General features: G+C 69.5%; 26 protein-coding genes. 9 read left to right on the top strand and 17 right to left on the bottom strand.

Translation table 11 applies throughout. The annotated features are described in order from the left end of the window. The first annotated feature begins 305 nt into the window (after positions 1-305). From ACIQLK_RS02990 to ACIQLK_RS02970, 5 genes are all read left to right on the top strand, one after another. On the top strand, positions 306-1,472 hold the full coding sequence (locus tag ACIQLK_RS02990) for a MalY/PatB family protein (protein ID WP_400362819.1): 1,167 nt from the start codon (positions 306-308) through the stop codon (positions 1,470-1,472). Between the two features lie 127 nt (positions 1,473-1,599). Next, a complete protein-coding gene (locus ACIQLK_RS02985) occupies positions 1,600-1,983 on the top strand; it encodes a GntR family transcriptional regulator (RefSeq protein WP_400362818.1) in 384 nt (127 codons plus the stop codon). Beyond that, a complete protein-coding gene (locus ACIQLK_RS02980; RefSeq protein ID WP_400362817.1) occupies positions 1,980-2,876 on the top strand; it encodes an ABC transporter ATP-binding protein in 897 nt (298 codons plus the stop codon). Before ACIQLK_RS02985 ends, ACIQLK_RS02980 begins: the two co-directional genes overlap by 4 nt. After that, positions 2,873-3,568 carry a hypothetical protein gene (locus tag ACIQLK_RS02975; protein ID WP_400362816.1) on the top strand — a complete coding sequence of 232 codons (696 nt, stop codon included), beginning with the start codon at positions 2,873-2,875 and terminating at the stop codon, positions 3,566-3,568. The genes ACIQLK_RS02980 and ACIQLK_RS02975 overlap by 4 nt, the downstream gene beginning before the upstream one ends. A gap of 91 nt (positions 3,569-3,659) precedes the next feature. Next, positions 3,660-5,552: an amylosucrase gene (locus ACIQLK_RS02970; protein WP_400362815.1), complete on the top strand. Its 1,893-nt coding sequence runs from the start codon at positions 3,660-3,662 to the stop codon at positions 5,550-5,552. A 30-nt stretch (positions 5,553-5,582) separates the two neighbouring features. On the opposite strand, the gene ACIQLK_RS02965 is transcribed toward ACIQLK_RS02970, so the two are convergent. Together ACIQLK_RS02965 and nhaA are read right to left on the bottom strand one after the other, a co-directional pair. Then, positions 5,583-6,095: a hypothetical protein gene (locus tag ACIQLK_RS02965; RefSeq protein WP_400362814.1), complete on the bottom strand. Its 513-nt coding sequence runs from the start codon at positions 6,093-6,095 to the stop codon at positions 5,583-5,585. 82 nt (positions 6,096-6,177) lie between these two features. Then, a complete protein-coding gene (gene nhaA / locus ACIQLK_RS02960; protein ID WP_400362813.1) occupies positions 6,178-7,539 on the bottom strand; it encodes a Na+/H+ antiporter NhaA in 1,362 nt (453 codons plus the stop codon). A gap of 126 nt (positions 7,540-7,665) precedes the next feature. On the opposite strand from nhaA, the gene ACIQLK_RS02955 reads away from it, so the two are divergent. After that, entirely contained in the window at positions 7,666-9,066 is a 1,401-nt protein-coding gene (locus ACIQLK_RS02955) for a TrkH family potassium uptake protein (protein ID WP_400362812.1), read from the top strand. A 3-nt stretch (positions 9,067-9,069) separates the two neighbouring features. On the opposite strand, the gene ACIQLK_RS02950 is transcribed toward ACIQLK_RS02955, so the two are convergent. The 13 genes from ACIQLK_RS02950 to ACIQLK_RS02890 form a co-directional block, all read right to left on the bottom strand. Further along, positions 9,070-9,768, bottom strand: coding sequence for a potassium channel family protein (locus tag ACIQLK_RS02950; protein WP_400362811.1), 699 nt, complete (start codon positions 9,766-9,768; stop codon positions 9,070-9,072). Beyond that, positions 9,761-11,143: a TrkH family potassium uptake protein gene (locus tag ACIQLK_RS02945; RefSeq protein WP_400362810.1), complete on the bottom strand. Its 1,383-nt coding sequence runs from the start codon at positions 11,141-11,143 to the stop codon at positions 9,761-9,763. The genes ACIQLK_RS02950 and ACIQLK_RS02945 overlap by 8 nt, the downstream gene beginning before the upstream one ends. A 367-nt stretch (positions 11,144-11,510) precedes the next feature. Then, positions 11,511-11,801: a chorismate mutase gene (locus ACIQLK_RS02940; protein ID WP_065572319.1), complete on the bottom strand. Its 291-nt coding sequence runs from the start codon at positions 11,799-11,801 to the stop codon at positions 11,511-11,513. Positions 11,802-11,842: 41 nt separating this feature from the next. After that, positions 11,843-13,384 carry an alpha-L-fucosidase gene (locus tag ACIQLK_RS02935; RefSeq protein ID WP_400362809.1) on the bottom strand — a complete coding sequence of 514 codons (1,542 nt, stop codon included), beginning with the start codon at positions 13,382-13,384 and terminating at the stop codon, positions 11,843-11,845. Between the two features lie 64 nt (positions 13,385-13,448). Beyond that, positions 13,449-14,210, bottom strand: coding sequence for a ComEA family DNA-binding protein (locus ACIQLK_RS02930; RefSeq protein WP_400362808.1), 762 nt, complete (start codon positions 14,208-14,210; stop codon positions 13,449-13,451). Further along, positions 14,207-14,716: a hypothetical protein gene (locus ACIQLK_RS02925; protein ID WP_400362807.1), complete on the bottom strand. Its 510-nt coding sequence runs from the start codon at positions 14,714-14,716 to the stop codon at positions 14,207-14,209. Before ACIQLK_RS02925 ends, ACIQLK_RS02930 begins: the two co-directional genes overlap by 4 nt. Further along, positions 14,713-15,450 carry a 4Fe-4S single cluster domain-containing protein gene (locus tag ACIQLK_RS02920; protein ID WP_400362806.1) on the bottom strand — a complete coding sequence of 246 codons (738 nt, stop codon included), beginning with the start codon at positions 15,448-15,450 and terminating at the stop codon, positions 14,713-14,715. The genes ACIQLK_RS02925 and ACIQLK_RS02920 overlap by 4 nt, the downstream gene beginning before the upstream one ends. Next, on the bottom strand, positions 15,447-15,653 hold the full coding sequence (locus ACIQLK_RS02915; RefSeq protein ID WP_400362805.1) for a DUF2997 domain-containing protein: 207 nt from the start codon (positions 15,651-15,653) through the stop codon (positions 15,447-15,449). Before ACIQLK_RS02915 ends, ACIQLK_RS02920 begins: the two co-directional genes overlap by 4 nt. A 25-nt stretch (positions 15,654-15,678) precedes the next feature. Next, the gene (locus ACIQLK_RS02910) at positions 15,679-17,325 is read right to left on the bottom strand and encodes an AAA family ATPase (protein ID WP_400362804.1); all 1,647 of its coding nucleotides are present in this window, start codon (positions 17,323-17,325) and stop codon (positions 15,679-15,681) included. Next, positions 17,322-18,140 carry a hypothetical protein gene (locus ACIQLK_RS02905; protein ID WP_400362802.1) on the bottom strand — a complete coding sequence of 273 codons (819 nt, stop codon included), beginning with the start codon at positions 18,138-18,140 and terminating at the stop codon, positions 17,322-17,324. Before ACIQLK_RS02905 ends, ACIQLK_RS02910 begins: the two co-directional genes overlap by 4 nt. Further along, positions 18,080-18,814, bottom strand: a complete 735-nt coding sequence (locus ACIQLK_RS02900; RefSeq protein ID WP_400362800.1) for a hypothetical protein — start codon at positions 18,812-18,814, stop codon at positions 18,080-18,082. Before ACIQLK_RS02900 ends, ACIQLK_RS02905 begins: the two co-directional genes overlap by 61 nt. Positions 18,815-18,914: 100 nt before the next feature. After that, the gene (locus tag ACIQLK_RS02895; RefSeq protein ID WP_400362798.1) at positions 18,915-20,021 is read right to left on the bottom strand and encodes a lactonase family protein; all 1,107 of its coding nucleotides are present in this window, start codon (positions 20,019-20,021) and stop codon (positions 18,915-18,917) included. A gap of 3 nt (positions 20,022-20,024) precedes the next feature. Next, the gene (locus ACIQLK_RS02890; protein WP_400362797.1) at positions 20,025-21,311 is read right to left on the bottom strand and encodes an adenylosuccinate synthase; all 1,287 of its coding nucleotides are present in this window, start codon (positions 21,309-21,311) and stop codon (positions 20,025-20,027) included. A 105-nt stretch (positions 21,312-21,416) separates the two neighbouring features. Here ACIQLK_RS02890 and ACIQLK_RS02885 point away from each other — a divergent pair, with 105 nt between their 5' ends. From ACIQLK_RS02885 to ACIQLK_RS02875, 3 genes are read left to right on the top strand one after another with little or no spacing between them, the layout of a single operon-like run. Next, positions 21,417-21,764, top strand: coding sequence for a PadR family transcriptional regulator (locus ACIQLK_RS02885; RefSeq protein ID WP_400362795.1), 348 nt, complete (start codon positions 21,417-21,419; stop codon positions 21,762-21,764). Continuing rightward, a complete protein-coding gene (locus ACIQLK_RS02880; RefSeq protein ID WP_400362794.1) occupies positions 21,761-22,702 on the top strand; it encodes a hypothetical protein in 942 nt (313 codons plus the stop codon). The genes ACIQLK_RS02885 and ACIQLK_RS02880 overlap by 4 nt, the downstream gene beginning before the upstream one ends. 29 nt (positions 22,703-22,731) lie before the next feature. Then, entirely contained in the window at positions 22,732-23,439 is a 708-nt protein-coding gene (locus tag ACIQLK_RS02875; RefSeq protein ID WP_400362792.1) for a Pr6Pr family membrane protein, read from the top strand. Here the strand turns inward: ACIQLK_RS02875 and ACIQLK_RS02870 are convergent. Both ACIQLK_RS02870 and ACIQLK_RS02865 read right to left on the bottom strand, forming a co-directional pair. Then, on the bottom strand, positions 23,429-24,445 hold the full coding sequence (locus ACIQLK_RS02870; protein WP_400362791.1) for a LacI family DNA-binding transcriptional regulator: 1,017 nt from the start codon (positions 24,443-24,445) through the stop codon (positions 23,429-23,431). The two genes, ACIQLK_RS02875 and ACIQLK_RS02870, sit on opposite strands and share 11 nt — an antisense overlap. After that, positions 24,442-25,965 (bottom strand): sugar ABC transporter ATP-binding protein, encoded by a 1,524-nt coding sequence (locus ACIQLK_RS02865; protein ID WP_400362789.1) that lies wholly within the window; start codon positions 25,963-25,965, stop codon positions 24,442-24,444. The genes ACIQLK_RS02870 and ACIQLK_RS02865 overlap by 4 nt, the downstream gene beginning before the upstream one ends. Positions 25,966-25,978 lie beyond the last annotated feature (13 nt).

The following is a 25,978-nucleotide window of genomic DNA, read 5'->3' as shown; positions in this document are numbered from 1 at the left end:
GCAACGTCACTCAAGTGCAGTGCTTCGACGACGAACATCGGGCTCGTCGTCCAGACCGCCGACCATACGAGCGCTCGTCGCCGACTCCCCAGGAAGTCGGTTCGAACGGCCGCGGACTGGTCGTCGAGGGCACCAGGCCCACGTCCGACGGTAACGAAGATCGTTGACGAGGATCAAATCGATCCATGAGGTTGCATGAATCCGCGACAGTCGGTATCACGCGCGCGCCCCGGGGCTCGACCCGGGACCGCCCCCGGGGGTGCAGAGTTGAGGGAACACCGATCCCGACCGAGGAGCCCCCACGCATGAGCGAGTTCGCGCGACGCATCGACGCCACGACCATCGACCACCTGCGGTCGACGGGGGCGACCAAGTGGTCGGCGGATGACGGGACGCTCGGCGCCTTCGTCGCCGAGATGGACTTCGGGATCGATCCGACCATCACCGCCGCCCTGCACCGTGCCGTGGACTCCGGCTCGTTCGGCTACATGCCGCTCGGGATCAGCGCTGACCTGTCCGAGGCGACCGCAGAGTTCCTCGATCGCCGGTACGGGTGGCAGGTGGCGGCATCCGACGTCCAGCCGATCCCCGACGTCATCATGGGTCTCGAGCTCGCGATGGAGCACTGCTCCGCACCGGGCTCGAAGATCATCGTGCCGACGCCGTCGTACATGCCGTTCCTCTTCGTGCCGCCGATGCGCGGGCGCGAGGTGATCGAGGTGCCGCTCGCCGTCCGCGACGGTAGGTACGAGTTCGACCTCGACGCCCTGCAGCGCGCCTTCGACGACGGGGGCGATCTCCTCTTGCTCTGCAACCCGTACAACCCGGTCGGACGCGTCTTCTCGCGGGACGAGCTCCTCGCGATCTCAGAGGTCGTCGACCGCAACGGCGGCCGCGTCTTCTCCGACGAGATCTGGGCGCCGCTCGTCTACAGCGGCTCGACCCACACCCCCTACGCGACGGTCTCCCCGGCCGCGGCGCAGCACACGATCACCGCGATGAGCGCATCGAAGGCGTGGAACCTCCCCGGGCTCAAGTGCGCCCAGCTCGTGCTCACGAGCGACGCGGATCGCGAGACCTGGGAGCGGCTCGGCCCCTTCGCCGGGCACGGAACCAGCAACCTCGGCGCGATCGCGAACGCCACGGCCTACCGCGAGGGCGACCCGTGGCTCGCCGACCTCGTGCCGTACCTCGAGCACAATCGCGACACCCTCCGCGAGCTGATCGCCGAGGAGCTCCCCGGCGCGTGGATGCCGAAGCCCGAGGGGACGTACGTGGGCTGGATCGACTTCCGCACCGTCGGGCTCGGCGACCGCCCGGCGGAGTACTTCAGCCGCGAGGCCGGGGTGACCCTCACCGAGGGCTCGATGTGCGGTGTCGCCGGCACGGGATTCACCCGGCTGATATTCGCGACGCCGAAACCGATCCTCGAGCAGATCGTGCGTCGCCTCGGCGCGTCCCTCCGGGCCTGACCGCCCGACGAACGGATCCCGCGGCGCCTTCGGGCATCGCGGGATTTGTCGTATCCGGTTGACACCCTGCAGGTTCAGTGGTTACCTACTCATGTAACTAACCAACGAACAAGAACGCGGAGTCGGAATGGTCGACGAAGGACGCCCACTCTTCCTGCAGATCGCAGAAAGCGTTGAGGACTCGATCATCGACGGCAGCCTGTCCGAGCAGGAGCAGGCACCGTCGACGAACGAGCTGGCGGCCTTCCACCGCATCAACCCGGCCACCGCGGCGAAGGGAATCGCGATGCTCACCGACAAAGGCGTCCTCGTGAAGCGCCGCGGCATCGGCATGTTCGTCGCCGACGGTGCGCGCGAGCTGCTCCTCACCGAACGACGCTCGGCCTTCGCCGACCGCTACCTGGATCCGCTTCTGGACGAGGCCCGCAAGCTCGGCCTCGGACCCGACGACCTCGCCCGCCTGCTGGCGGAGCGCGCTGAGAACACCACCACGAAAGGAATCGCACGATGACCGCCGTCATCGAGGTGAAGAACCTCACCAAGCGCTACCGCGACACCACCGCCGTCGACGACGTGTCGTTCACGATCGAGCGCGACTCGATCTACGGACTGCTGGGCCGCAACGGGGCCGGCAAGACGACGGTCATGTCGATCCTCACGGCGCAGAACTTCCCCACGTCGGGCGAGGTCCGCGTGTTCGGTGAGGCCCCCTACGAGAACGCCGCCGTGCTCAGCCGCATGTGCTTCGTCCGCGAGAGCCAGAAGTACCCCGACGACGCGACGCCGACGCACGCCTTCCGCACCGCGCGGTTGTTCTACCCGAACTGGGACCAGACCGTCGCCGACCGGCTCATCCGCGAGTTCCGTCTTCCCGTGAGGACCCGTATCAAGAAGCTCTCCCGCGGACAGCTCTCCGCCGTCGGTGTCATCATCGGCATCGCCGCCCGCGCCGAGGTCACCTTCTTCGACGAGCCGTATCTGGGACTGGATGCCGTCGCCCGCCAGATCTTCTACGACCGCCTCCTCGAGGACTACGCCGAGCATCCCCGCACGATCATCCTGTCGAGCCACCTCATCGACGAGGTCGCGAACCTCCTGGAGAAGGTCATCGTCATCGAGGGCGGCCGGATCATCATGGACGAGGACACCGAGTCCATCCGCGGGCGGGCGTCGACGATCGCCGGCAACACGGCACTCGTCGAGGAGTTCGTCGCCGGTCGGGAGGTCATCCATCGCGAGAGCCTCGGACGCATCACGAGCGCCACCGTGATCGGTGCATTGACCGCCGAGGACCGCAACGAACTCGCGATGGCGGGCCTCGACGTCCTGCCGGTCTCGTTGCAGCAGCTCATCGTGCGGCAGTCGCAGAACGCCGCCCGCACCGACGAAGGAGCACTCCGATGAACCGCACCCTGAACGTCGTGCGCATGCAGCTGGTCAACCGTGCCACCTACATCTGGGTGCCGCTGATCATCCTCGGGGGCACCCTCGCCATCAGCCTCGCGATCTTCGGGCTCATCGCCGGCAGCGGGGCGGACGCGCAGATGTTCGGCGGCGGCGCCCAGGCACCGCTGTGGTACTTCGGCGTCGTCGGCGTGCAGGCATTGACGCTGACCTTTCCGTTCTCGCAGGCGATGAGCGTGACCCGGCGCGAGTTCTTCCTCGGAACGCTCCTCACTGCCGCTCTCACGGCCTTCGTTCTCGCGGCGCTGTTCGTCGTGGGCGGGCTCATCGAGCAGGCCACCGGCGGATGGGGCATCGGGGGCTACATGTTCTATCTGCCGTGGGTGTGGTCGCAGGGACCGCTGGTGGCGGGCCTGTTCTTCTTCGGCCTCGCGATGCTGTTCTTCGTCGTCGGGTTCTGCGCGGCGACGGTCTACAAGCGCTGGGGCAATCTCGTCCTGACGATCGCCCTGGTGTCGCTCGGCTTCGTCCTCATCGGCGCGATGTGGCTGGTCGGGCAGCTGCGGGCGTGGGAGGACCTGTTCTCGTTCTTGGGCTCGCTGACGCCGATCGCGCTCACCGGCGTCATGGTCCTTGCGGGCGCGGTGCTCGCCGCTCTGTCGTACCGGATGCTGCGTCGCGCGATCGCCTGAGCCTGCACCACCCACCGGCGCGGCCGGGGATCGCATCTGCGGTCCCCGGCCGCGCTACGATGCGGATCACCGACCCGACGCTGGGAGCCCCATGGCACGTCTGAGCCCTGATCCGACCATCGATCTGGATGCGGCCAGAGCCGCCGTAGACGATGCACTGGGCGGATCTGATGCCGAGTTCGACGCGCGACTCGCCGGCGCCCTGCCCGTCCTGCACGACCTTTTCCGGCAGCTCTACGGCGAGCGCGAAGACGGCCGGGAGGCTCTGGCCTCGGTCGTCGCTGCGGCGGCGGCGAGCTGGCGCGACCGACCGGCGGACCTGAAGGCGCTCGACCGACAACGGCTCGCCGAGCCGGACTGGTTCCTGTCGGAGAAAATGCTCGGCGGTGTCTGCTATGTCGACCGGTACGCGGGCTCGCTCCGCGGCATCCGCGACCGCATCCCGTACTTCCGGGAACTGGGGCTCACCTACCTGCATCTGATGCCCCTGTTCGACTCCCCCGAGGGCAACAACGACGGCGGCTACGCGGTGTCGAGCTACCGAGCGGTCGACGACCGCCTCGGCACCATGGCGGACCTCGCCGCCCTGTCGGCGGACCTGCGCGAGGCCGGCATCTCGCTCGTGGTGGACTTCATCTTCAACCACACGAGCAACGAGCACGAGTGGGCGCGTAGAGCGGTCGCGGACGACCCCGGGTACGAGGACTTCTACCTGATCTTCCCCGACCGAACGATGCCCGACCTCTACGAGCAGACGGTCCGCGAGATCTTCCCGGACGACCACCCGGGCTCGTTCGTCCGTCTTCCCGACGGCCGCTGGATCTGGGCGACGTTCTACCACTTCCAGTGGGACCTGAACTACGCGAACCCCGCGGTGTTCCGCGCCATGGCCGGCGAGATGCTGTTCCTTGCCAACCAGGGTGTCGAGGTGCTGCGGATGGATGCCGTCGCCTTCATCTGGAAGCGGCTCGGCACGACGTGCGAGTCGCTGCCCGAGGCGCACCTGCTGCTGCGCGCGTTCAACCAGGTGCTCTCCCTCGGCGCGCCCTCGGTGCTGTTCAAGTCCGAGGCGATCGTCCACCCCGACGAGGTCATCACCTACATCTCCCCCGAGGAGTGTCAGCTCTCCTACAATCCGCTGCAGATGGCGCTCGGCTGGGAGGCCCTCGCCACCCGCGACGGCCGGTTGCTGCAGAAGGCGCTCGACGAACGCCACGCCCTGCCCCCGGGCACCGCGTGGGTGAACTACGTCCGCAGTCACGACGACATCGGCTGGACCTTCGCGGACGAGGATGCCGCGGCCCTCGGCATCGACGGATACACCCACCGCCGGTTCCTCAACGATTTCTACGTCGGCCGCTTCGCCGGCACCTTCTCGCGCGGCGTGCCGTTCCAGGAGAATCCGAAAACCGGAGACGCCCGGGTGACCGGCACGACGGCGTCGCTGGCCGGAGTCGAGGCGGGAGACGCGGGCGGCGAGGACCGCGTCGTCCTCTCGCATGCGCTCGCGCTGTCGACCGGCGGCATCCCCCTCCTCTACCTGGGCGACGAGCTCGGTCAGCTCAACGACTACACGTATCGGGAGGACCCGGCCCACGCCGACGACAGCCGGTGGGTGCACCGCCCCGCGGCCGACCCGGCCGCCTTCGCGTCGCGGCACGATCCGTCCACCGTCGCGGGCCGCATCCATTCCCGGCTGACCGCGCTGATCGAGGCGCGACGGCGGACGCCGGAGTTCTCGGGCAACCCGCTGACGCCGTTCCACACGCCGCATCCGTCGGTCGTCGGGTTCCAGCGCCACGGCGAAGGCGTCGTGCTGGTGCTCGCGAACGTCGGCGATGACGCGGTCACGATCGACGCCGGGACCCTGTCGGGGTTCCGGGCCGACGCCGCCGATGTCGTGACCGGGGAGAGCGTCGACCTGTCGAGGGGGCTCGAGCTGCCCGCGCACGGGTTCCGCTGGCTGCGGGTGCGACCGGTCTGACGCCTGTGCCGGCACGCGACGGCCGATCGGTCAGAGGTACTGGTCTCGGGCGGCGCGCCGGATGGAATTGTCCCGGATGTCGTCCCAGTCGAGGACGACGACGCCGTGCTGGCCCACGGGGTCGTCGCACCGGTCCAACAACCGCTCGGTGAGAGCGGAGACGTCGCCGCACTCGCTGACGTCGAGGAACGTGACCTCGACATCGCGCGCGTTGTCGCGCTCGAGATCGGCGTGGACGCGCGCGCCGATCGCCGAGGCGATGCGGTCGAACGCGGATGAGTGCCGCGGTGCCAGCATGACGGCGAAGACGAGATGACGGATGCCGTTGTGCCGTTTCGTCTCGACGGCCGCCAGGGAGGTGATGGCGCGGAGTCTGGCCTTGCCGCTCTGCCGAGTGTGCTCCCGCAGATCCGCGAAGGCGAGGACTGCGCGAGGACGTTCGCTGCTGCGGCCGTCGAGAGTGTGCTGAGCATTGGTCAGCGCCGTGATCCCTCGGGCTACGGTGGTGTCGGTGTCGCCGAGGGTGAGGACCGCGTGTTCCATCACAAGCTTTCGTTCGAAGGGAACGGTCGTCCGACCGCTGCCGACCAGACTTCCCGGCTCACCATTCGTTGCCTGAGAGACCCTACTCCGTCGTCCTCATTTCCGCGCGAGGCGCGTCCTGATAGATGTCGGGCGTGCCGTCGCCATCGTCGTCGATCGCCTCCGCGGCTGCGATCTGCCGGTAACGGCGGTTGCGCGAGGCCAGGAGGCCGGAAGCAATCAGGGCCGCGAGCAGCGAGGCGATCATGATCGCGATCTTGGCGTCGTCTCCCTCGGTCGACGCCGCCGAAAAGCTGAGCTCCGAGATGAGGAGCGACACTGTGAAGCCGATACCGGCCAGCAGCGCCACGCCGAGCATGTCGACCCACCGCAGTGCGGGGTGCAGACGGATCTTGGTCACCAGGGTCAATGTTCTCACCGCGAGGAGGATGCCGATGGGCTTGCCGAGCACGAGCCCCGCGACGATCCCGAGGGCCACCGGGTCAGTGGCGGCTCGAAAGATGCCGTCTGTCCCGCCGACGGCGACACCCGCGGCGAAGAACGCGAACACCGGGACGGCGAAGCCCGCGGACAGCGGACGGAACCGGTGCTCGAACTCGTGCGCCAGATCGGTCGCGCGGGGGCCGTCGGTCGCGCCGCGCGCAGGCTTGACGGGGATGGTGAAGGCGAGGGCGACGCCCGCGATCGTGGCGTGCACGCCGGAGGCGTGCAGGAATGCCCAGGCGACGAATCCGATCGGGAGCAGGACCAGCCAGGCGGCGAAAGGGCGGTTCGCGAACAGCGACCGATAGCGCTGCGCGACGACGCCGTAGACGGCGACGACGCCGGCCGCGACGACGAGCGGCAGGACCGCGATCTCCTCGGTGTAGAACACGGCGATGATGCCGATGGCGATGAGGTCGTCCACGACGGCGAGGGTCAGCAGGAAAATGCGCAGGGGGCTTGGCAGGTGTGAACCGACGAGCGCGAGGACCGCCACGGCGAAGGCAATGTCGGTGGCGGTCGGGATCGCCCAACCTTGCGCGAGGCCCTCTTGCCCGCGGACGACGGCGACGTAGATCAGGGCCGGCACGGCGACTCCTCCAAGCGCGGCGGTGACCGGGACGACAGCGGTGCTGAAGCGCCGCAGGTCCCCGACGACGAGCTCGCGCTTGAGTTCGAGGCCCACGAGGAAGAAGAAGATGGCCAGCAGCCCGTCGGCCGCCCACGCACCGAGCGAGAGTTCCAAGTGCCACGGCTCGTAGCCGAACCGGAAGTCCCGCAACGCGAAGTACCCCTCAGATGCCGGAGAGTTGGCCCACACGATCGCCGCGACGGCGGCCACGACCAGCAGTGCTCCGCCGACGGCTTCCTTGCGGAGGACCGCCGACACCCGCGCGGCTTCGGCGTAACCGCGCCACCGCGGCGCGCGCAGGTCAGTACGGTCAGGGCTTGGCGCAGTCACAGGTGTTCCTCCGGAGGATCGACAGACAGAAGTGTCGACCAGACTTCCCGACGCGCCGTGCCAATTCTATCCGACGGGCCCGGGAGAACTATGCGAGGGCCGTCCGCTCAATTACCGTGGGCATCCATGACTCTCGGTCCCGATCCCCGCAGCGATGCGGCGCTCGCGCGAGGGCGGATGAGGTCCTCGCTCCGTTCTGTCGAGACGTTCCTCAGGCGTTCACCGGCCCAAGCCGCGGTCGGCATCTTCGTCGCCGCGGCGGCCGTCTTCTCGCTGTTGCTCGCACTGCCGATCGCGACCGTGGAAGGTCGGTCGATGCCGGTGCAGGATGCCGTGTTCACGGCGGTATCGGCCATTACCGTCACCGGCTTGACCACGGTGGACACGGCCGCCGCGTGGTCGCCGTTCGGCCTCGGTGTCATCCTCGTGGCCATCGAAGTCGGCGGCCTCGGCGTCATCACCCTGGCTCTGCTTCTCGCCCGCGCCATCACGCGGAAACTGGGACTCGGCGGTCGGGTCTTCGCGCAACAGAGCATCGGCGCGCCCGAGCTCGGCGAGGTGCGAAGTCTGCTGACCATCGTCGTGGTGACGACCGTGAGCGTGCAGGGCGTCCTCGCCGTCGCGCTCGCACCACCCTTCATCATCGCGGAAGGGTGGGCGGAAGGTCTCTGGCATGCGGTCTTCTACGCGGTCTCGTCCTTCAACAATGCCGGCTTCACGACGCATGTGGACGGTCTCGGCATCTACGAAGGCAATCTCTTCGTGCTCGTCCCCATCATGATCGGTGTCTTCGTCGGCTCCCTCGGGTTCCCGGTGTTCCTCACACTGATCAAGAACCGCTGGGATCACTCCCGCTGGACCCTCCACGCCAAGCTCACTCTGTCGACTGCGGTCATCCTGATGCTGGTCGGCGCGGTGGCGTGGTCCGTGTTCGAGTGGTCGGATCCAGCCACGGTGGGTGACATGTCGCCGGGCGAGAAGATCTTCCACGGCCTGTTCGCCTCGACGATGATGCGTTCGGGCGGTTTCGCCATCACGGATTCAGCGGCCTCGACGACGACCACCCTGCTGCTCAGCGACGCGCTCATGTTCGTGGGCGGCGGATCAGCATCTACCGCGGGCGGAATCAAGGTCACCACCCTGGCCGTCCTCTTCCTCGCGATCGTCGCGGAGGCACGGGGCACGAAAGATGTCCGGGTGGCGCGGCGCACCATCCCCGACAGCATCCTCCGGGTCGCGATCAGCGTGACGTTCCTCGGCGCCTCGCTCGTGCTGACGGCGACGACGCTGTTGACCCTCACGCACGACGCGCCGCTGGACCGCATCCTCTTCGAAGTCATCTCGGCCTTCGCGACCTGCGGACTCTCGGTGGGACTGTCGGCCGAGCTCGACCCCTTCGGCAAGTACGTTCTGTCAGTGCTCATGCTGGCCGGCCGCATCGGACCGATCGGCCTGGCCGCCGCCTTGGCCGTCCGGCATCGCAATGTGATGTACACCTACGCGAGTGAGCGACCCATCATCGGATGATGCTCACGAGAGGGCGGCGAAGCGCTCCGTCTTCTCGACCGGCCCGATCACGATCAGCAGATCGCCGCGACCGACCACGGAGGAAGCCCCCGCGGCGTGCCACTCGCCGTCCGCGCCCTTGATCTTGACGACCGTGACACCGTAGCGGCGACGGACGGCGGCCTGCTCGAGAGTCAGCCCGACCATCTCGCCGGGTGCGACGGTCTTCGCGACGACCAGGTCGCGGTCGAACTCGACGTAGTCGAGCATGGCGCCGCGCACCAGATGGGCGATCCGGCGACCCATGTCGGCCTCGGGGAAGATCACGTGTTCGATGCCGAGCTGCTCCAGGATGAGCCCGTGCTGCTCGCTGATCGCCTTCGCCCAGATGGAACGCACCCCCATCCGCTTCAGCAAAGAGGTCGTGAGGATGCTGGCTTGGATGTCGGTGCCGATGCCGACGACGACGCGGTCGAACTCAACGACGCCGAGCTGTTCGAGGGCGGCCTGTTTGGTTGAGTCGGCTCGCACGACATGCGTCAGCACGCCGTTGAGGGACTGGACGATGTCCTCGTCCGTGTCGATGCCGAGGACTTCGGTGCCGGAGCGCGCGAGCTCGGTCGCCAGAGCGTTGCCGAAGCGTCCCAGGCCGATGACGGCGACCGAGGCCGCCGACGCGTCGCGCCCGCGGCGCCGGGTGAACAAGTGGGTCGGGTTATCCAATGATCGGACGCTCCTTCGGCAGTTCGTACATGCGTTTCTCCGTGGTGAGGGCCAGCGCGGACCCGAGCAGGACGGGTCCCAGGCGGCCGATGAACATCAGCAGGATGAGGATCAGTTGACCCCCGACCCCGAGGTCGGCGGTGATGCCGGTCGACAGTCCGACCGTCCCGAACGCGGAGATCACTTCGAACAGCACTCGTTCGAAGCTGAACGAGGTCATGAGCATGATCGCGAGCGTCGACCCCACGACCAGGGCGACCGACAGGAGCGCCACGGTGAGGGCCTCTCGGTGCGTCGAGCGGGGCAGTCGCTTGTTGAACATGTTGACCGCGGTATCGCCCCGCAGCTCCGCCACGATGATGAAGAAGAGGACCGCGAAGGTCGTGATCTTCAGGCCGCCCGCCGTGCCCGCCGGGCCGCCGCCGATGAACATGAGGATGTCGGTGACGAACCAGCTCTCGGAATGCATCTGGGAGACGTCGATCGAGTTGAAGCCGGCAGTGCGCGGCATGACCGACATCGTGAAGCCGGCGAGGAGGCGACCGCCGGGCGAGAGCGGTCCGAGCGTTCCCGGGTTGTCCCATTCGAGCGCGGTGAGGGAGACGGCCCCGAACACCAGCAGGACAGCGGAGCCGACGATCACCGTCATCGTGTTGAGGGTCCACCGACGCGGGAGGAGGATGCGGCGACGCAGTTCCATGATGACGGGAAACCCGAGTCCGCCGAGGATGATGGCGAGGCAGATCGGCAGGCATATCCACGGGTCGGCGACGAACGACATGAGGTTGTCGCTGAAAAGGGCGAAGCCGGCGTTGTTGAAGCTCGAGACGGCGTGGAAGACGCCCAGCCAGACCGCGCGGGGTCCGTCTTCGCCGTAGCCCAGCCAGAATCGCAGGGCGAGCACGGTCGCCACGAGGGTCTGGGTGATCAGCGTGATGAGGGCGACGCCGGTGAGGACGCGCCGGACGTCGCCCACCGCGACCGTGTGGGTCTCGCTCACCGCCGTCAGGCGTGTGCGCAGACCCAGCCGGCGCGCGACGAGCAGACCGAGCAGCGTCGCGAGCGACATCACCCCGAACCCGCCGATCTGGATGAGGGCGAGAATCACGACCTGACCGAACGGAGACCAGAACACCGGCGTGTCCACCACGACGTGCCCGGTGACGCAGAGGGCGCTGGTCGCGGTGAACAGGGCCTCGATGAGCGTCGCCGACTTGCCCTGGACGGCGATGGGAAGACTGAGCAGGAAGGTTCCCAGCGCGAGGACGCCTCCGAAAGCCAAGGTGATGGCCCGCCCGGGTGTGAGCCGTGCGGGAAGGATGCGGCCCCGCCCGGGTGCGAGGTCGAGCCGGGTCTGTCCTCGACGTGCGCTCACGTCGTTACAATCTCACACCGCGCGCCGGTTACGACGACAACGTCGCCCGCACTGCGCGTCGGGAGGCTTCGTCGGGCGCGCTGTCGCCGAGCGCTGTGGAAGAGGACGCGGGTCGGTGTCACGCGATGCAACGGATGCCGCGCGGCGCGCCGCGGCATCCGTCCGATCACCGGCGTGTCGCCGCCGGACTATTGCATCCGCTGACGCCGGACATGACGGGACTCAGCTACCGGGGGCCCGTGACGCCGCGAGAGATGATCTTGAGAGAGACGGCGACGTGTTCGAACGGCTGACCGGGCCGCACGGGGTCGCAGCATCCCGGCGCCGCGCAGCGAGCAGCCCGCACCTCGACCCGGCGGGCCGGGACTCAGCGCTCCTCGGCGGCCTCGGTGTGGTGACGGATGACCTCGGCGACGACGAAGTTGAACCACTTCTCGGCGAACTCCGGGTCGAGGTCGGCCTCGAGGGCGAGGCGACGCAGCCGCGCGGTCTGCTGCTCCTCGCGGGAGGGATCGGATGCCGGCATCCCGTGCTCCGCCTTGAGGACGCCGACCTGCTTCGTGCAGCGGAAGCGCTCGGCGAGCATGAAGACGAGCGCGGCGTCGATGTTGTCGATGCTGGATCGCAGGGTCTGCAACTGGACGTTCGGGTCGGTCATGATTCCTCCGGCGACGAGCGTATCGCGGTTGATGATGGGGCTCAGCCGTGCAGGAAGTCCTTGCGCGCGGGCTCGTCCACGGGTTCGAGGAAGAGCTTCACGACGACGCCGACGGCGGACGGCGGGGTCTCGGGCAGCGTGACGCGGAGGGCATCGGCATCCTGCGTCCACTCGGCGGACCCGTGGCCGAGGACCGTCAGCTCCGCGATGCCGCGCTCGAGGAGCCCGCTCCCCCGGCCCCACGATCGGATGCGTGCGACGCCGTCCTCGGGCCAGCGCAGCACGATCGCGTAGACGTAGTCGCCGGTGACGTCGGTGCGCGTCGTGAAGCGGACGTCCTCCGATGTGTACGGCGCGAACGCGTCGTCGATCATCGACCCGGCGACGACCTCGGTGGGCCCCTCCCCCGGGATGAGCCACGGCCGCGAGCCGAAGATCGCCTCGCCGTTGACCGTGAGCCAGTCGCCGATCCCCTCGAGCAGCTCCCGCTCGGCGGGCGCGATCGTGCCGTCTGCTCTGGGGCCGATGTTGAGCAGCAGGTTGCCGTTCTTCGCGACGACGTCGACGAGTTCGCCGACGAGGTCGTCGAGGCTCTTGTAGTCGTGGTCCTCGATCCAGCCCCACGACGTCTTGCCGACCGAGCTGTCGTTCTGCCAGACATCGGGACGGATGCCGGGCATCGCCCCGCGTTCGATGTCGTAGACCGCGCTCCCCTCGGCGAACGCCGTCCACTTGTAGTTGATGACGACGCCGCGGCCCCATTCCGCGGCGCGGTTGTAGTAATACGCCGCGAGCAGGCGGATGTACGGCTCGAACGCCGGCTGCTCGAGCCACCAGTCGAACCACAGCACCTGCGGCCGGTACGCGTCGATGATCTCGACGGTCCGCAGCAGCCAGTCCTCGAGGAACAGCTCGTTCGGCGCGGTCTCCTCGCGTTGCGCCGGACCGTACAGGTCGAAGAAGCGCGCGTCGCGGACGTCGGAGTCGAACCGCATCCCACCGTTCATGAAGAACCAGTGCTCTGCTCGATGCGACGACGCACCCCGCACCATCCAGGCGTCGTCGACGGCGGTCATCAGCTCGCCGAAGACATCCCGCCGCGGCCCCATCTGCGCGGCGCTCCATCGCGAACGGGCGGTGTCGTACATCGCGAAGCCGTCGTGGTGCTCGGCGACCGGGACGACGAACTGCGCTCCCGCACGGCGGAAGACCTCGGCCCACTCAGCCGGGTCGAAGCGGTCCATCGTGAACGACGGGATGAAGTCCTTGTAGCCGAACTCGTCGTGCGGTCCGTACGTGCGGCGGTGGTGCTCGAACGCCCGATCGGCTTCGAGGTACATCGTCCGCGAGTACCACTCCCCCTGCGCCGGTACCGAGGGGATGCCCCAGTGGATGAAGATCCCGAACTTCGCATCGCGGTACCAGAGCGGCGCCTCGTATGCACGCAGCGATTCCCAGGTCGGGTCGTACGGCCCCGCGTCGACGACCGCCCGCACAGCAGCGAGGGCCGCGGAGTTGTCGCTCACATCGACGCGAGGGGGAAGGGATGCCGGGTCGAGCGGCTCGAGCGAAGAGGCGGCCATGCCACGATCCTGGCTGCGAGCTCGGCCGATTGCAACGTTGGAAACGGCGTCGACCGCAAATCCGTCAGAGATCCACACGACGCCCGAAGCGTCGCTCGCCCCGCGGCCGCGGCGAGCACGTCGCCGCCGAGCGCAGGCGGACGATCTCGTGCGGCTGAAGGCCTGCGGCCTCGCCGAAGTCCTCGACCGAGACGAAGCCGCCGTTCTTGGTGCGGACCTTCACGGCGCGACGAGCCGTGGTCCTGTTGAGACCGGGCAGGTCGGCGAGTTCGTCCGCGGTCGCGGTCTGCACGTCGATCGGCTCGGCGGCATCCGTCGTCTGCAGGAGGTCCGAGGAGGTGGCACCCAGAGCATCCGCGATGGGCACGGGCTCGGGCAGCTGTGCGACCTTCGTCGCAGAGCGGGTGCGGCGCGAACCGCTGTTCGAGGCCCGCAAGTCCCGACTCGAGGATCGGTCCGACGACCGCTTCGACGACCGACTCGAGGCCCGGCTCGACGACGTAGCGCTCCCGCCCGCGACCCGGCGCTCCCACCGGGCCCGCAGCCAACCGGGGTTGAGCATGAGCGCGCCGACGATGCCGCCCAGGTGGGTGACCGCATTGACGATGCCTGTCAAAGAGCCCCACAGCTCGAAGAGAACCGTGAGCGCGAGCACGCCGCTGGCTGCTCCGATGACCCACGCCGCCCGCCGGCGGGAGACGATCGCGACGACGAGGAAGCCGAGCCACGCGACCGACGGTCCGACGAAGGGGAGCAGGAGCCACGAACTGGTGCCGATCAGCCAGCCCCAGCCGGGCACGTCGTCCTCGCGAGAAGAGCTGGTCACGCGTAGTCCCGCACGTTCAAGACCATCGTGACCGTGTCGTCCTCGTCCCTGGTCTCGGAGACGAGCTCGAAGCCGGCCTGATCGGCGCGCGAGCGGATGCGCTCGGCGACCGCGCGCTGCACGTGCCGGGCGTAGGCGGCATCCAGCTGCGTCATCAGCGCGGTGGCCTCGGCCTCGGTCACCTCGTGTCCGTCCACGCGGGAGAGGTGGGCGCCCCAGACGCCGTCCTCGGTGCGCGACATCGTGACCTCGACGCCGTCGATGGTCGCGGTGAGGACACCGTCGGAGACCGACGCATCGGTGGCGCCCAGATCGGCGAGTGCCGCCGCGAGCAGGTCGGGGTCCTTCATCCGCGTCTGCACCGCGATCGGCACCGCCTCGGGCTGGCCCGAACCGGGGTCGTTCTTCGCGCCCGAGTTGAGGGCGATCGCACCGAGGGCCCCCGTGCCGCCGACGGCTGCTGCGGCGGCGAGCGCGGCGGGCAGAAGGATCAACGAGATGCTCATCGGGTGGTTCCCTTCCCCACGGACGCGGCGCGGTCACCGCGCACGCCCAGATCGTCCAGCAGTGCGGCGAGCGCGGCATCCGTCGCCCACCCGTTGACGGCGACGGCACCGTCGGCCGTGATGCGCACCTCGAGCGAGTCGCGTCCCTCGCCGCGCACGATGCGCTCGACATCGGCCGCGTACCGAGGCGTGAGGGCGCGGATCGACTGGTTGCGAGAACCGATCCACGGTCGTCGCGTGTCGGGGAGGTCGGCGAGATACGGCCCGTCGCACAGCAGGTCCGTCGCGGCGAGCAATCGCGCGACGTCGTCCCGGTCCGCCGACCAGGTCCGCAGCCGGTCGAGCGTGTACCCCGAGAAGGTCATGACGCCGAGACCTGCGGCGCAGAAGGCTTCGGCGACCACCGCGAGCGCACCGGCCTGATCGAACGGTTCCCCGCCGAGCAGCGTCACCCCTTCCGCGCCGGCCGCGTGCGCGTCCGCGATCCAGCGGGCGGCGAGTTCGGCAGGGTCGTCGAGGCGTGCGCCCCGGGCCGCCCACAGGTGGGGGTTGAAGCATCCCGGGCACCGCACCGCGCACCCCTGCACCCAGACGGCTGCGCGCAGCCCCGGTCCCTCGGCGGCCGTCGCGGGCACGAAGCGCGACCAGCGCAGCGCCGCGTCGGCCCGCGGAGGAGGCGTCGTGCCGAGAAGGCTCGCCTCGCCTCCGACGCCGGGCGATTGGATGACGCTCATCGGTCCCGGTCCTCCTGGTAGAAGGAATCGGATGCCGCCGCGCTGGTGCGCGTGTAGTCCTCGGTGAACTGCGACGAGGTCGTCTCGGCGTCCAGCAGTGCTTCGAGCTGCTGGATGTAGTCGAGGCACTCCGCCCCGGTCATACCGAAGGTCTCGGCCGCGACCGACCCGTCGGGCCGCAACTGCACCACGAGCTTCTTCATGTCCGCTCCGTTCCCGTGCCGGCGATCAGTAGTCCACGGTACGTCCGCCGCGGCGGGACGCCAGCGGAGCGTGGCCCTCCGCTGCGACCCCGGCGACGTCGAGGGCATCGAGGTCCTCCGTCCCCGTCGCCCCGACAGCGCGTTGCGCCGCCCAGGCGCGGATGCGCTGGACCTCCTCGGCCTGGGTCACCGCGAGGGGGATCATCAGCTCGACGACCCGTGTCACGACGTCGGTCGTGATGGTCTTCCGCTCGCCGAATCCGTCGTAGAGCGCCGCCACGACGGCCTGCTCGATCTCGGCTCCGGAGTGGTTCTCACTGGCGTCGACCAGCGCCGCGATCGCGGCGCGATCACGGGCGATGTCGTCGAGCCCGTTCGCCGGCGTCGCGTGGGCGGCGAGCTGAAGCATCCAGATCGCCTCCCGCTCGACGGCGGTGGGCAGGTCGACGAAGAAGATCTCGTCGAAGCGTCCCTTGCGCATGAACTCCGGCGGCAGGGCGTCGATGTTGTTCGCCGTCGCGACGACGAAGACGGGGTGCTTCTTCTCCTGCATCCACGTGAGGAAGGTGCCGAACACGCGTGCCGTCGTCCCCGAATCGCCCTGGCCGGTGGTGTTCGAGAAGCCCTTCTCGATCTCGTCCACCCACAGGATGCAGGGTGCAACGGCTTCGGCGGTCGCGATCGCGGTGCGGAGGTTCTGCTCGCTCGAGCCGACCAGGCCCGAGAAGATCCGGCCGATGTCGAGCCGCAGCAGCGGCAGGCCCCACGACGCCGCCGTCGCCTTCGCCGTCATCGACTTCCCGCATCCGGGCACGCCTGTGATCAGCACTCCCTTCGGCGACGGCAGGCCGTACTCGTGGGCGCTCGGCAACCAGGACCCGTTGCGCCGCGCGAGCCAGCGCTTCAGGTTGTTGAGGCCGCCGACGTCATCGAGGTCGAGCTCGCCGGTGACGAACTCCAGCACGCCGGACTTGCGCACGACCTGGCGCTTCTCATGGAGGACGATCGTGATGTCAGCGGCGCTGAGCCTGCCGTCGTTGACCATCGCCTGCGCGAACGCGTTCTCGGCCTCGGACATCGTGAGCCCGAGGGCGGCCTGGACGAGCGCCTCCCGCGCCGCGTCGTCGGCATCGACACGGATGTCACCGGCGTTGTTGGCGATCATCGTGTCGAGCAGCTCGCGGATCTCGGCGGCGGTCGGCAGGGGGAAGTCGAACAGGTGGGTGAGCTCATCGAGCTCGGGCGGGATGACGCGCACCGGCGCGGTGACGACGAGGGTGCGCGACACGTCGCCGTGGCGGAACTCGAGCGCCGTCTCGCGGACGGTCCGCACGATCGCAGGGTCTCCGGGTCGGTGCTCGCTGCCGAAGTACGCGTGCAGGTCGCAGAAGATGAAGACGCTCGGGTCGCTCACTCCTGCCGCGTGCTGCAGCGCCCGGGCGGGGTTCGTCGTGTTCGAGACGCCCTTGCCGTCGGGGTCGATGAGTCCCAGGGCGGAGGTCCACGTCCACACGCGGCGGCGGTTGCGCTGGGCGTGCGCGGCATCCGTGATCGCGGCGACGGCCCGTACCTCCTCGGCCGTCTCGAGGTACAGCAGCGGCAGGCGGGCCTTGAAGGCCGCATCCAGCGTGGCGTCGAAGGTCACGTCGGTTCCCTTTCGTGTGGTGGTCATGGTGAGTCGGATGCCGGTTCGTCGAGTCGGATCGTCCACGTCCCCGAGCCGTCGTCCGAGTCGACACGGAAGACGACCCGGTCGCTCGGCGGCCAGGACGATCTCGTGTCGACGTCGTCGAATCCCTGCGCGACGTCGGTGGCGGCCTCGCCGGGGTAGAGCGCTTCGACTCCGAAGAAGCCGTCGCCCCGGTAGACGAAGCGCCCGCTGAGGGCCTCGCCGTCGTAGACGAGGAGGGCGGGTCCGTCCCCCGACACCGTCCTGCCCTCGATGGGCGTCGGCGTCTTCCGCACGACCGTCGCACGCCAGTCCGTCAGCCGCGGGGCGAACCAGAGACGACTCGTGTGGTCGCCGGCGACGAAGGTGAGCGAGCGCGACCCGGTCGCGAGGCCGATGTACGTCGGCCGGTCCTCGGTGGTACTGACGTCGACGTCGGTCTGCTGATGGACACTGAGGGAGTTCGGCTGGCCCTGAGTGAGCGGGCCGATCACCCAGACGTCGTCGCCGGCCGGGAGGTCGAGGTACCCGCTGCCCGCCGTGCCGATCAGCGTGTCGCCGTCGACGCGGACCTCCTGCGCGCCGGGGTCCGCCCACGGGCGGTACTCGTACTCGTTCGGGTTGGTGAGCAGCAGGTCTCCCGTCGCGGGGTTGACGCCCACGAACGGCACGACGATGAACGCCACGACGATCGCGACGACCGAGCCCGCGAGGAAGGTGATCGTCGAGAAGCGCCGGATCCGGGCATCCGCGGCCGTCACGGCGTCACCGTCGGCGTCGGCGTGGATGCGGCGTCGGGTGGGAACTCGATCCGCCACGAGGTGTCGTGCCAGGACTCGACGTAGAAGAGGACGAGGGGTGCGTCGCGCCAGGCGATGGAGCGGTCGAACGGCGAATCCGCGAAGAGCCGGGGTTCGCTGCCGTGCGCCGTGACGGCTTGGATCGACAGGTTGTCGCCTCCGCGGGCGCTCACGCGCGCCGTGGTCGCACCGCCGTCGTGGGTGAACATGAGGGTCTGCGAGCTCGTCAGGACGTCGTCGGCGCGCAGACCCCGATCGAAGCGCAGCGACGCCTCCCAGGTCTCGTCACGGGAACCGTCGATCCACAGCTCGACATCGGGCTGCTCGACGAGGACGACGATCTGCCCATCCCACAGGGTCGTGAAGCGGGGCGGCTCACCGCCCTCGCCCTCGGTGACGATGCGGCCGTCGGGACCCGTGACCCAGACGGCGCTGAGGCGGGCGCCCTCCGCGGGGGTGAGGACGATCGGGGTGTCGACGTCGAGGCCGCTCAGCCGGATCACCGCGCCGTCCGGACCCCGGTACGTGTCGGCTTCGGGCTCCTCCGCGACGACGGGTTCGGGGTTCGTCCACGGCGACAGCGCGTACTCGCCACCGGCGCGACCGATCGGACCGGCCTCGAAGTCGCCGGCATCGGCGTACCCGAGCGCGATCAGCCCGGCGATGACCAGGCCGACGGTGGTGATCAGCACGGTGAACCCCTCGAGGCTCGGCCCCCTGGACCGGGCCGCCCTCGTCCGTCCACCCGCGCTCATGAACCCCTCCGGTCCGACACGTTACCGCGCCGCTGGATCAGGCCGGGAAGGCTAGGAGCGCCGTCGGTGACGGTGCTATTGTCCGGTGCCGCACACGGCCCGGGACCCCCGTCCGCTCGTCGATGGCGAGCGAGACGATCTCGTCGGCATGCTGACCTGCGACGAGCACCGTGTCACGGGCGACGACGTGGTGTCGGGGCCAGACGGTGCCGGATTCGGCGAGCGCGACCGGCTGAAGCGTCTCGCCCCCGCCGCGCACCTTGACCGTCGCGATCGTGTCGCTCCCCCGCAGGCCCGCGTAGAGGAACACACCATCGCGCGACATCGCGAGCTCAGCCCCGGCATCCTCCGGGTACGCGCCCAGCTGCGCACCGCCGACCATCCGCCACGCCCCCGACGCGTCGGACGCGAGCGCGAAGACCTCGTTGGAGTGCTCGGTGACAACGTAGAGGTGACCGCTCGGGTGCGCGCGCAGATGTCGCGGCCCGGTCCCCGCCGGCAGCTCGAGCCGCTGGATCTCGCGTCCGCCGCGCCAGAACCGCACGAGGTCGAGTCCGGTGTCGGTCGTCGCGATGAGTCCGCCGGCGAGGGATGCCGCCTGGTGGGCGCGCGAGGGACGTCCCGATGCCTCGGGCTGAGGCTCGTCGTCCGCGTACGGCACGACATCCGCGTACTCGTCTCCGACGACCGCCCGCAGCGCGCGCGCCGCGGACGCGAGATCGGATGCCGGGGCTCCCGCAGCGACGTCCGCCCACCGCGTGGTGGTGCCGAGACTGCCGTCGGAGGACACTGCGACCCGGCTGACGCCGCCGTCGCCGTAGCAGGACACGATCAGTGCGTCGTCGAGCGCGAGCACGTGGCACGGGCTCTCGCCGACGGCGACCTCCGCACCGAGAGGCGCATACGAGGTGTCGCCGGTGCGGCGGTAGGCACGGACGGCGCCGCGCCCCTCGAGGGCGGCGTAGACGACGTCCCGGGACGGATGCCGCGCGATCCACGACGGCGACTCCGCCGCGACGACGTCACGGCCGACCCCGAGCGGACCGCTCGCGAGAGGCGAGTCCGGACCACCGGCATCCAGCAGTCCGATGCCCGTCGCCGAACCGCCCATGTCGGCGGAGTAGCCGCCGAGCAGGAACCGCACGGGTCAGTCGAGCAGGTCGTGGCGCACGATCACCGCGTCGCGCGCGGGGCCGACACCGATCACCGAGATACGGGTGCCGCTCATCTTCTCGAGCGCGAGCACGTAGTCCTGGGCGGTCTGGGGCAGATCCTCGAAGGTGCGTGCCGTGGAGATGTCCTCGTCCCAGCCGGGGAAGTGCTCGAGGATCGGCGTCGCGTGGTGGAAGTCGGTCTGGTTGACCGGCACCTCGTCGAAGCGTCGTCCGTCGACGTCGTACGCGACGCAGACGGGGATCTCCTTCAGTCCGGTGAGGATGTCGAGCTTCGTGAGCACGAGGTCGGTGATGCCGTTGATCCGCGTCGCGTAGCGCGTGATCGGGGCGTCGTACCAGCCGACGCGGCGCGGACGGCCGGTCGTCGTCCCGAACTCGAAACCGCGCGAACGCAGGAAGTCGCCGTTCTCGTCGAACAGCTCGGTCGGGAAGGGGCCCGAGCCGACGCGTGTCGTGTAGGCCTTCACGATGCCGACGATGCGGTCGAGGCGGTTCGGGCCGATACCCGAACCGGTCGAGGCGCCGCCGGCCGTCGCCGACGACGAGGTCACGAACGGGTAGGTGCCGTGGTCGATATCGAGCATCGTCGCCTGGCCGCCCTCGAAGACGACGACGTCACCGGCGTCGAGCGCATCGCTCAGGAGCAGACCGGTGTCGGCGACCATCGGGCGCAGGCGCTCGGCGTACGAGAGCAGGTCCTCGACGACCTCGTCGACGGTGATCGAGCGGCGGTTGAAGACCTTCACCAGCAGGTGGTTCTTCTGGTCGAGGGCGCCCTCGACCTTCTGGCGCAGGATGTTCTCGTCGAACAGGTCCTGCACGCGGATGCCGGTGCGGTTGATCTTGTCGGCGTAGGTCGGGCCGATGCCGCGACCGGTCGTGCCGATCATGCGCTTGCCGAGGAAGCGCTCGGTGACCTTGTCGAGGGTGCGGTGGTACTGCGTGATGATGTGGGCGTTCGCGCTGACCTTCAGGCGCGACACGTCGAGGCCGCGGGCCTGCAGGGCGCCGAGCTCGGCGAAGAGCACCTCGAGGTCGATGACCACGCCGTTGCCGATGACGGCATTGACGCCGGGCGACAGGATGCCGCTGGGCAGCAGGTGGAGCGCGTACTTCTCGTCACCGATCACCACGGTGTGGCCGGCGTTGTTGCCGCCGTTGAACTTGACCACCCAGTCGGTGCGCTCACCCAGGAGGTCGGTGGCTTTGCCCTTGCCCTCGTCTCCCCATTGAACTCCGACGATCACGATGCCTGGCATGGGTCTCCCCCGTTATCGGACGGTTACACCCCATCCTATCGGGCCTGGTGACACGGACCGAAGGCGGGCTGGTGCATACTCTGCCCGTCAGAGTATGTTCGTCTCATGGCACAGGAGATGAGGGAACCCACGTTCCTCATGCTGACGGCTCTCGCTGACGGCGCCAAGCACGGCTACGCCCTGATCGAGGAGGTCGACCGTGTGTCCGGCGGACGGGTGCACCTCAAGGTCGCGACCCTCTACGCCGCCCTCGACCGGCTCGAGAGAGAAGGAACGATCCGCATCGCGCGCGAGGAGCGGGTGCAGGGTCGGGTTCGTCGCTACGTCGAGCTCACCTCCGACGGCGTCGCCCTGCTCTCCGAGGAGGTCGCCCGGCGAGAGGTGACGGTGGCCGAAGCCCGCCGGCGCCTTGCGCTGAGGCCCGCACGACCTGCATTCGGAGGTGCCCTGTGACCACGATCGACGACACCCCGTGGCGTCGCGCACTCCGCGTCTATCCGCGCTCGTGGCGCGAACGCCACGGTGAGGCCATGCTCGGCACGCTGCTCGATGAAGCCGAGGCGCAGGGGCGGAAAGAACCGTCCCGCGGCGAGCGCATCGCGCTGATGCGGAGCGGCCTCGCGGTCCGCATCCTGGGGTGGATGCCGCAGCCCGCCCGCGAGGCCCTCGCCACCGCGTCCGCGGCCACCGGGTTCGCCCTCGCCGCGGCGTTCGCGGTCTTCGGCGGGTTCAGCGCGCGCGTGGACTCGCGTCTCCCCACCGAGGGGCAGGATCTCGACCTGCAGGCGAGCCCGGGACTCGTGCCCGCCGGCCTCTGGGTCATCGCCTTCGCCCTCGTGCTCTTCGGCGCGGCCAGGGCGGCCCGCGTCGCCCTGGCGCTCACGGCCGTCGCCGGCGCTGCGGCGTTCGTCTATGCGCAGATCGACCCGTTCGCGGGTCCGCGCGCGATCGTGACGGTGACGCTCACGGTCTTCGCGCTGCTCGCTCTGATCGCCCCGGTCCGGGCCCGCCTTGCGGCGGGCGCGACGGCGACGGTGACGACGGGCGTCCTCGTCTTCTTCCACCTGTTCTTCGACGTGGGCCCGGGCGGATCCTCGGACGCCATCTGGCTCCGGGTCCTGACCGAGGAGTTCACCGGCTTCCTCGCCGGGGCGGTGTGGGTGCTCGCCCTTCTGGCGGTCCTCGTACGCGCACGCCCGGTCGCACGTCTGCTCGCAGCGGCGGCGGTCGTCTGGACGATCGTCTGGCTGATCCGCCTCCTGGTGTGGGACCCCACGATCGGGATGCTGGGGGTCCTCGCTGTCATCTCGGTCAGCGCCGTCGGGGTGGGTGTCTTCCGCGCCGGGGCCCGTTGGGGGCGCGAAACGCGCTCGCGGGAAGGCACCGCCTGACCCCGCCCGCCGCACGCTAGGGTTCCGACATGCGTACCCGAACGTGGCCGACGGGGTGGTCGGTCCTCAGACTGATCGCGGCCGCCGTCATGATGTCCGCCGTCGTCACCCAGTTCGTGACGACGGTCCGTACCGCGATCGCGAACGACCGCGACGTCACGACGACGATCGCGAACTTCTTCAGCTTCTTCACGATCCTCTCGAACATCGTCGGGGTGCTGGCGTTGCTCGCGGCGGTCATCTGGTTCTGGATGCGGCCGCCGCACGAGTCGCACGAGCCCGCCGGCGTCGCCCTCGCCCTCGCCGCCGCGACGACGTACCTCTTCATCACAGGGGTCGTCTACAACCTGCTGCTGCGCGGCTACCCGACCTCCGACGACCACGTCGCCTGGGCGAACGAGATCCTCCACGTCGTCGCGCCGCTCTTCCTGCTGCTCGACCTGCTCCTCTCGCCCACCGTCCGCGCCCTGCCGTGGCGCTCGGTGCTCGCGATCCTCGCTGTTCCGATCATCTGGATCGGCTACACCCTCGTGCGCGGACCCCTCGTGATCGACCCGACGGACGGAGTGGCGTTCTGGTACCCGTATCCGTTCCTCAACCCGAACGGCGTGGGCGGCTGGGGCGGAGTCGTGGCGTACATCATCGGGATCGCGATCGCCTTCGTCGCCGTCGGCGCGCTCGTGGTCTGGGTGAGGCGACTGCGCACGCGGTCCTCGCGCGTGGCTGTCACGGCCTGACGGCGACGGAGGACTCCCGCACGATCAGGTGCGTCGGAAGCGGCGTGTCCTCGGTGAGGGCGTCCGGCTCCTCGACCGCGAGAAGAACCTTCTGCATCATGAGTTCGCCGAGCGCCCGGAAGTCCTGCCGGACCGTGGTGAGGGGCGGCGACAGGTAGGCGGCTTCGGGCACGTCGTCGAATCCGACGACGGCGACATCCTCCGGAACCCGCAATCCGCGGGCGCGGAGAGCCGAGAGCAGACCGATCGCCATGTGGTCGTTGCCCGCGAACACGGCGTCACCGGGCTCGAGCTCGAGGCGCCGGCCGATGTCGGCCCCGCTGGCCGCCGTCCAGTCCCCGTGGACCGGTTCGACGACCGCGAGCTGATGCGCCGCGAGCTCGTCCCGCCACCCGCGGATGCGTTCGACGGCGTCCGGGTTCCGGGACGGGCCGGCGATATGGAGGATGCGGCGGTGGCCGAGCTCCACGAGATGACGCACCGCCGAGCGCGCACCGCGGTACTGATCGATCGACACGAGCTGTCGGTTCCGGCGCTGCGTCGCCGCGGCGGCGACCATCGGCACGCCGAGGTCGAGCCCGCGGACCGCCTCGAGGACACCGAGGTCGGTCACGACGATCACGATGGCGTCGACGCGTTGGCGAAGGAGGCCCTCGACGACGGAGCGGATGCCGGCGGCATCCGTGTCGGCGGCCGTCACCGAGTCGACCGAGTACCGCTCGACGCGCGCCGCGACGTTGAAGTGCATCGCGATCGAGGTAGGGCCGAAGTCGGCCGTGCCGGGGGTGATGAGGCCGATCGTGCGGGTGCGCTTGGTGACGAGCGCGCGCGCAGCGGGCGAGGGGCTGTAGCGCAGCTGCGCCATCGCCTGCTCGACGCGGGCTCGGGTCGCCGGACGCACGTTCGGCAGGTCGTTGAGGACGCGCGACACCGTCTGGTGCGAGACGCCCGCAAGGCGCGCGACGTCGAAGATGTTCGCGGACTTCGCGCCGCGCTCGTCGCTCACGACTCGTCCTCCGGGCGCGCGACGAGCGCGAGCAGCGAGTCGACCGTGAGCGAGTCCGCCGGGATCGTGTCGACGAGGCGCCCCGCGCGCATGACCGCGATGCGGTTCGAGACGCGCAGCACCTCTTCGAGCTCCGCCGAGATGAACAGCACCGACAGCCCGTTGTCGGCGAGGTCGGCGACGAGCCGCTGGATCTCGACCTTCGCGCCGACGTCGATGCCGCGCGTCGGCTCGTCGAGCACCAGAACCCGCGGCGACAGGGCGAGCAGCCGCGCGAGCAGCACCTTCTGCTGGTTGCCGCCCGACAGCGTCCCGGCGGGGCGGTCGGGGTCGGCGGGCCGGATGTCGAGCGCCTCAATCCAGCTCATCGCCAGTTCACGTCGGCGCGCATTGCCCAGCCGGTGCAGGATGCCGCGGTCCGCCTGCAGTGCGAGCGTGATGTTGTCCTGCACGCTGAGCTCGCCGATGATGCCCTCGGTGCGGCGGTTCTCGGACGAATAGACGATGCCCTGGCCGATCGCCCGACGCGGGGTCGGCAGGTGGGCGGAGGCACCGCGCACCTCGAGGACACCGGCATCCGGTCGATCCACACCCGTGAGGGCGCGGGCCAGTTCGCTCCGACCCGAACCGAGCAGCCCCGCGAGTCCGACGACCTCGCCCTCGCCGATCGTCAGGGTGGCGTCGGTGAGGCCCGTGCCCGAGGCGAGTCCCCGTCCGGCGAGCGCGACGGGGACGGATGCCGCGGCATCCTCTCTCTGGTGGACGTCCATCTCGTCGGCGCCGCGACCGAGCATCTTCTCGACGAGGTCGATGCGCAGGAGCTCGGCCGGGACGTACTCGCCGATGAGCCGTCCGCCGCGGAGGACCGTGATGCGGTCGCAGATCTCGTAGACCTGGTCGAGGAAGTGCGAGACGAACAGCACGGCGACGCCGCGGGAGGTGAGTTCGCGGATGACCCGGAAGAGCTCGGCGACCTCGTCGAGGTCGAGGCTCGAGGTCGGCTCGTCGAGCACGACGACGCGCGCGTCGACCGAGATGGCGCGCGCGATGGCGACGAGCTGCTGCACCGCGAGCGAATGCCGTGATAGCCGGGTCCGCGGGTCGATGTCGAGCCCGAGCCCCTCGAGGATCTCGGCCGCGCGACGGTGGGTCTCGCGCCAGTCGATCGCACCGAAGCGGCGGCTCTCCCGTCCCAGCAGCACGTTCTCGCCGACGGAGAGGTTCGGGAGCAGGTCGATCTCCTGGTAGACCGCGCTGATCCCGGCGGCGAGGGCATCGGCCGGCGAGGCGAAATGCACCACCTCGCCGCCGACGCGGATCGTGCCGGCATCCGGCCGGAGCGCTCCCGTGATCGCCTTGATGAGCGTCGACTTGCCGGCGCCGTTCTCGCCCATGAGCGAGTGGACCTCGCCCGGGAGCAGCCGGAAGTCGACTGCGTCGAGCACCGTCTCGGCGCCGAAGCGAACGGTCGCGCCGGTCACGTCCACGACCGGCGCGACCGCTGCTTCGCGCGCATCCATACGGACCATCATG

Source organism: Microbacterium sp. NPDC091382, assembly GCF_044757025.1.
In the GTDB taxonomy this organism is placed as follows: domain Bacteria; phylum Actinomycetota; class Actinomycetes; order Actinomycetales; family Microbacteriaceae; genus Microbacterium.
The sequence above is the reverse complement of the archived record's forward strand: the minus strand, read 5'-3'. Positions and strand labels throughout refer to the sequence as shown.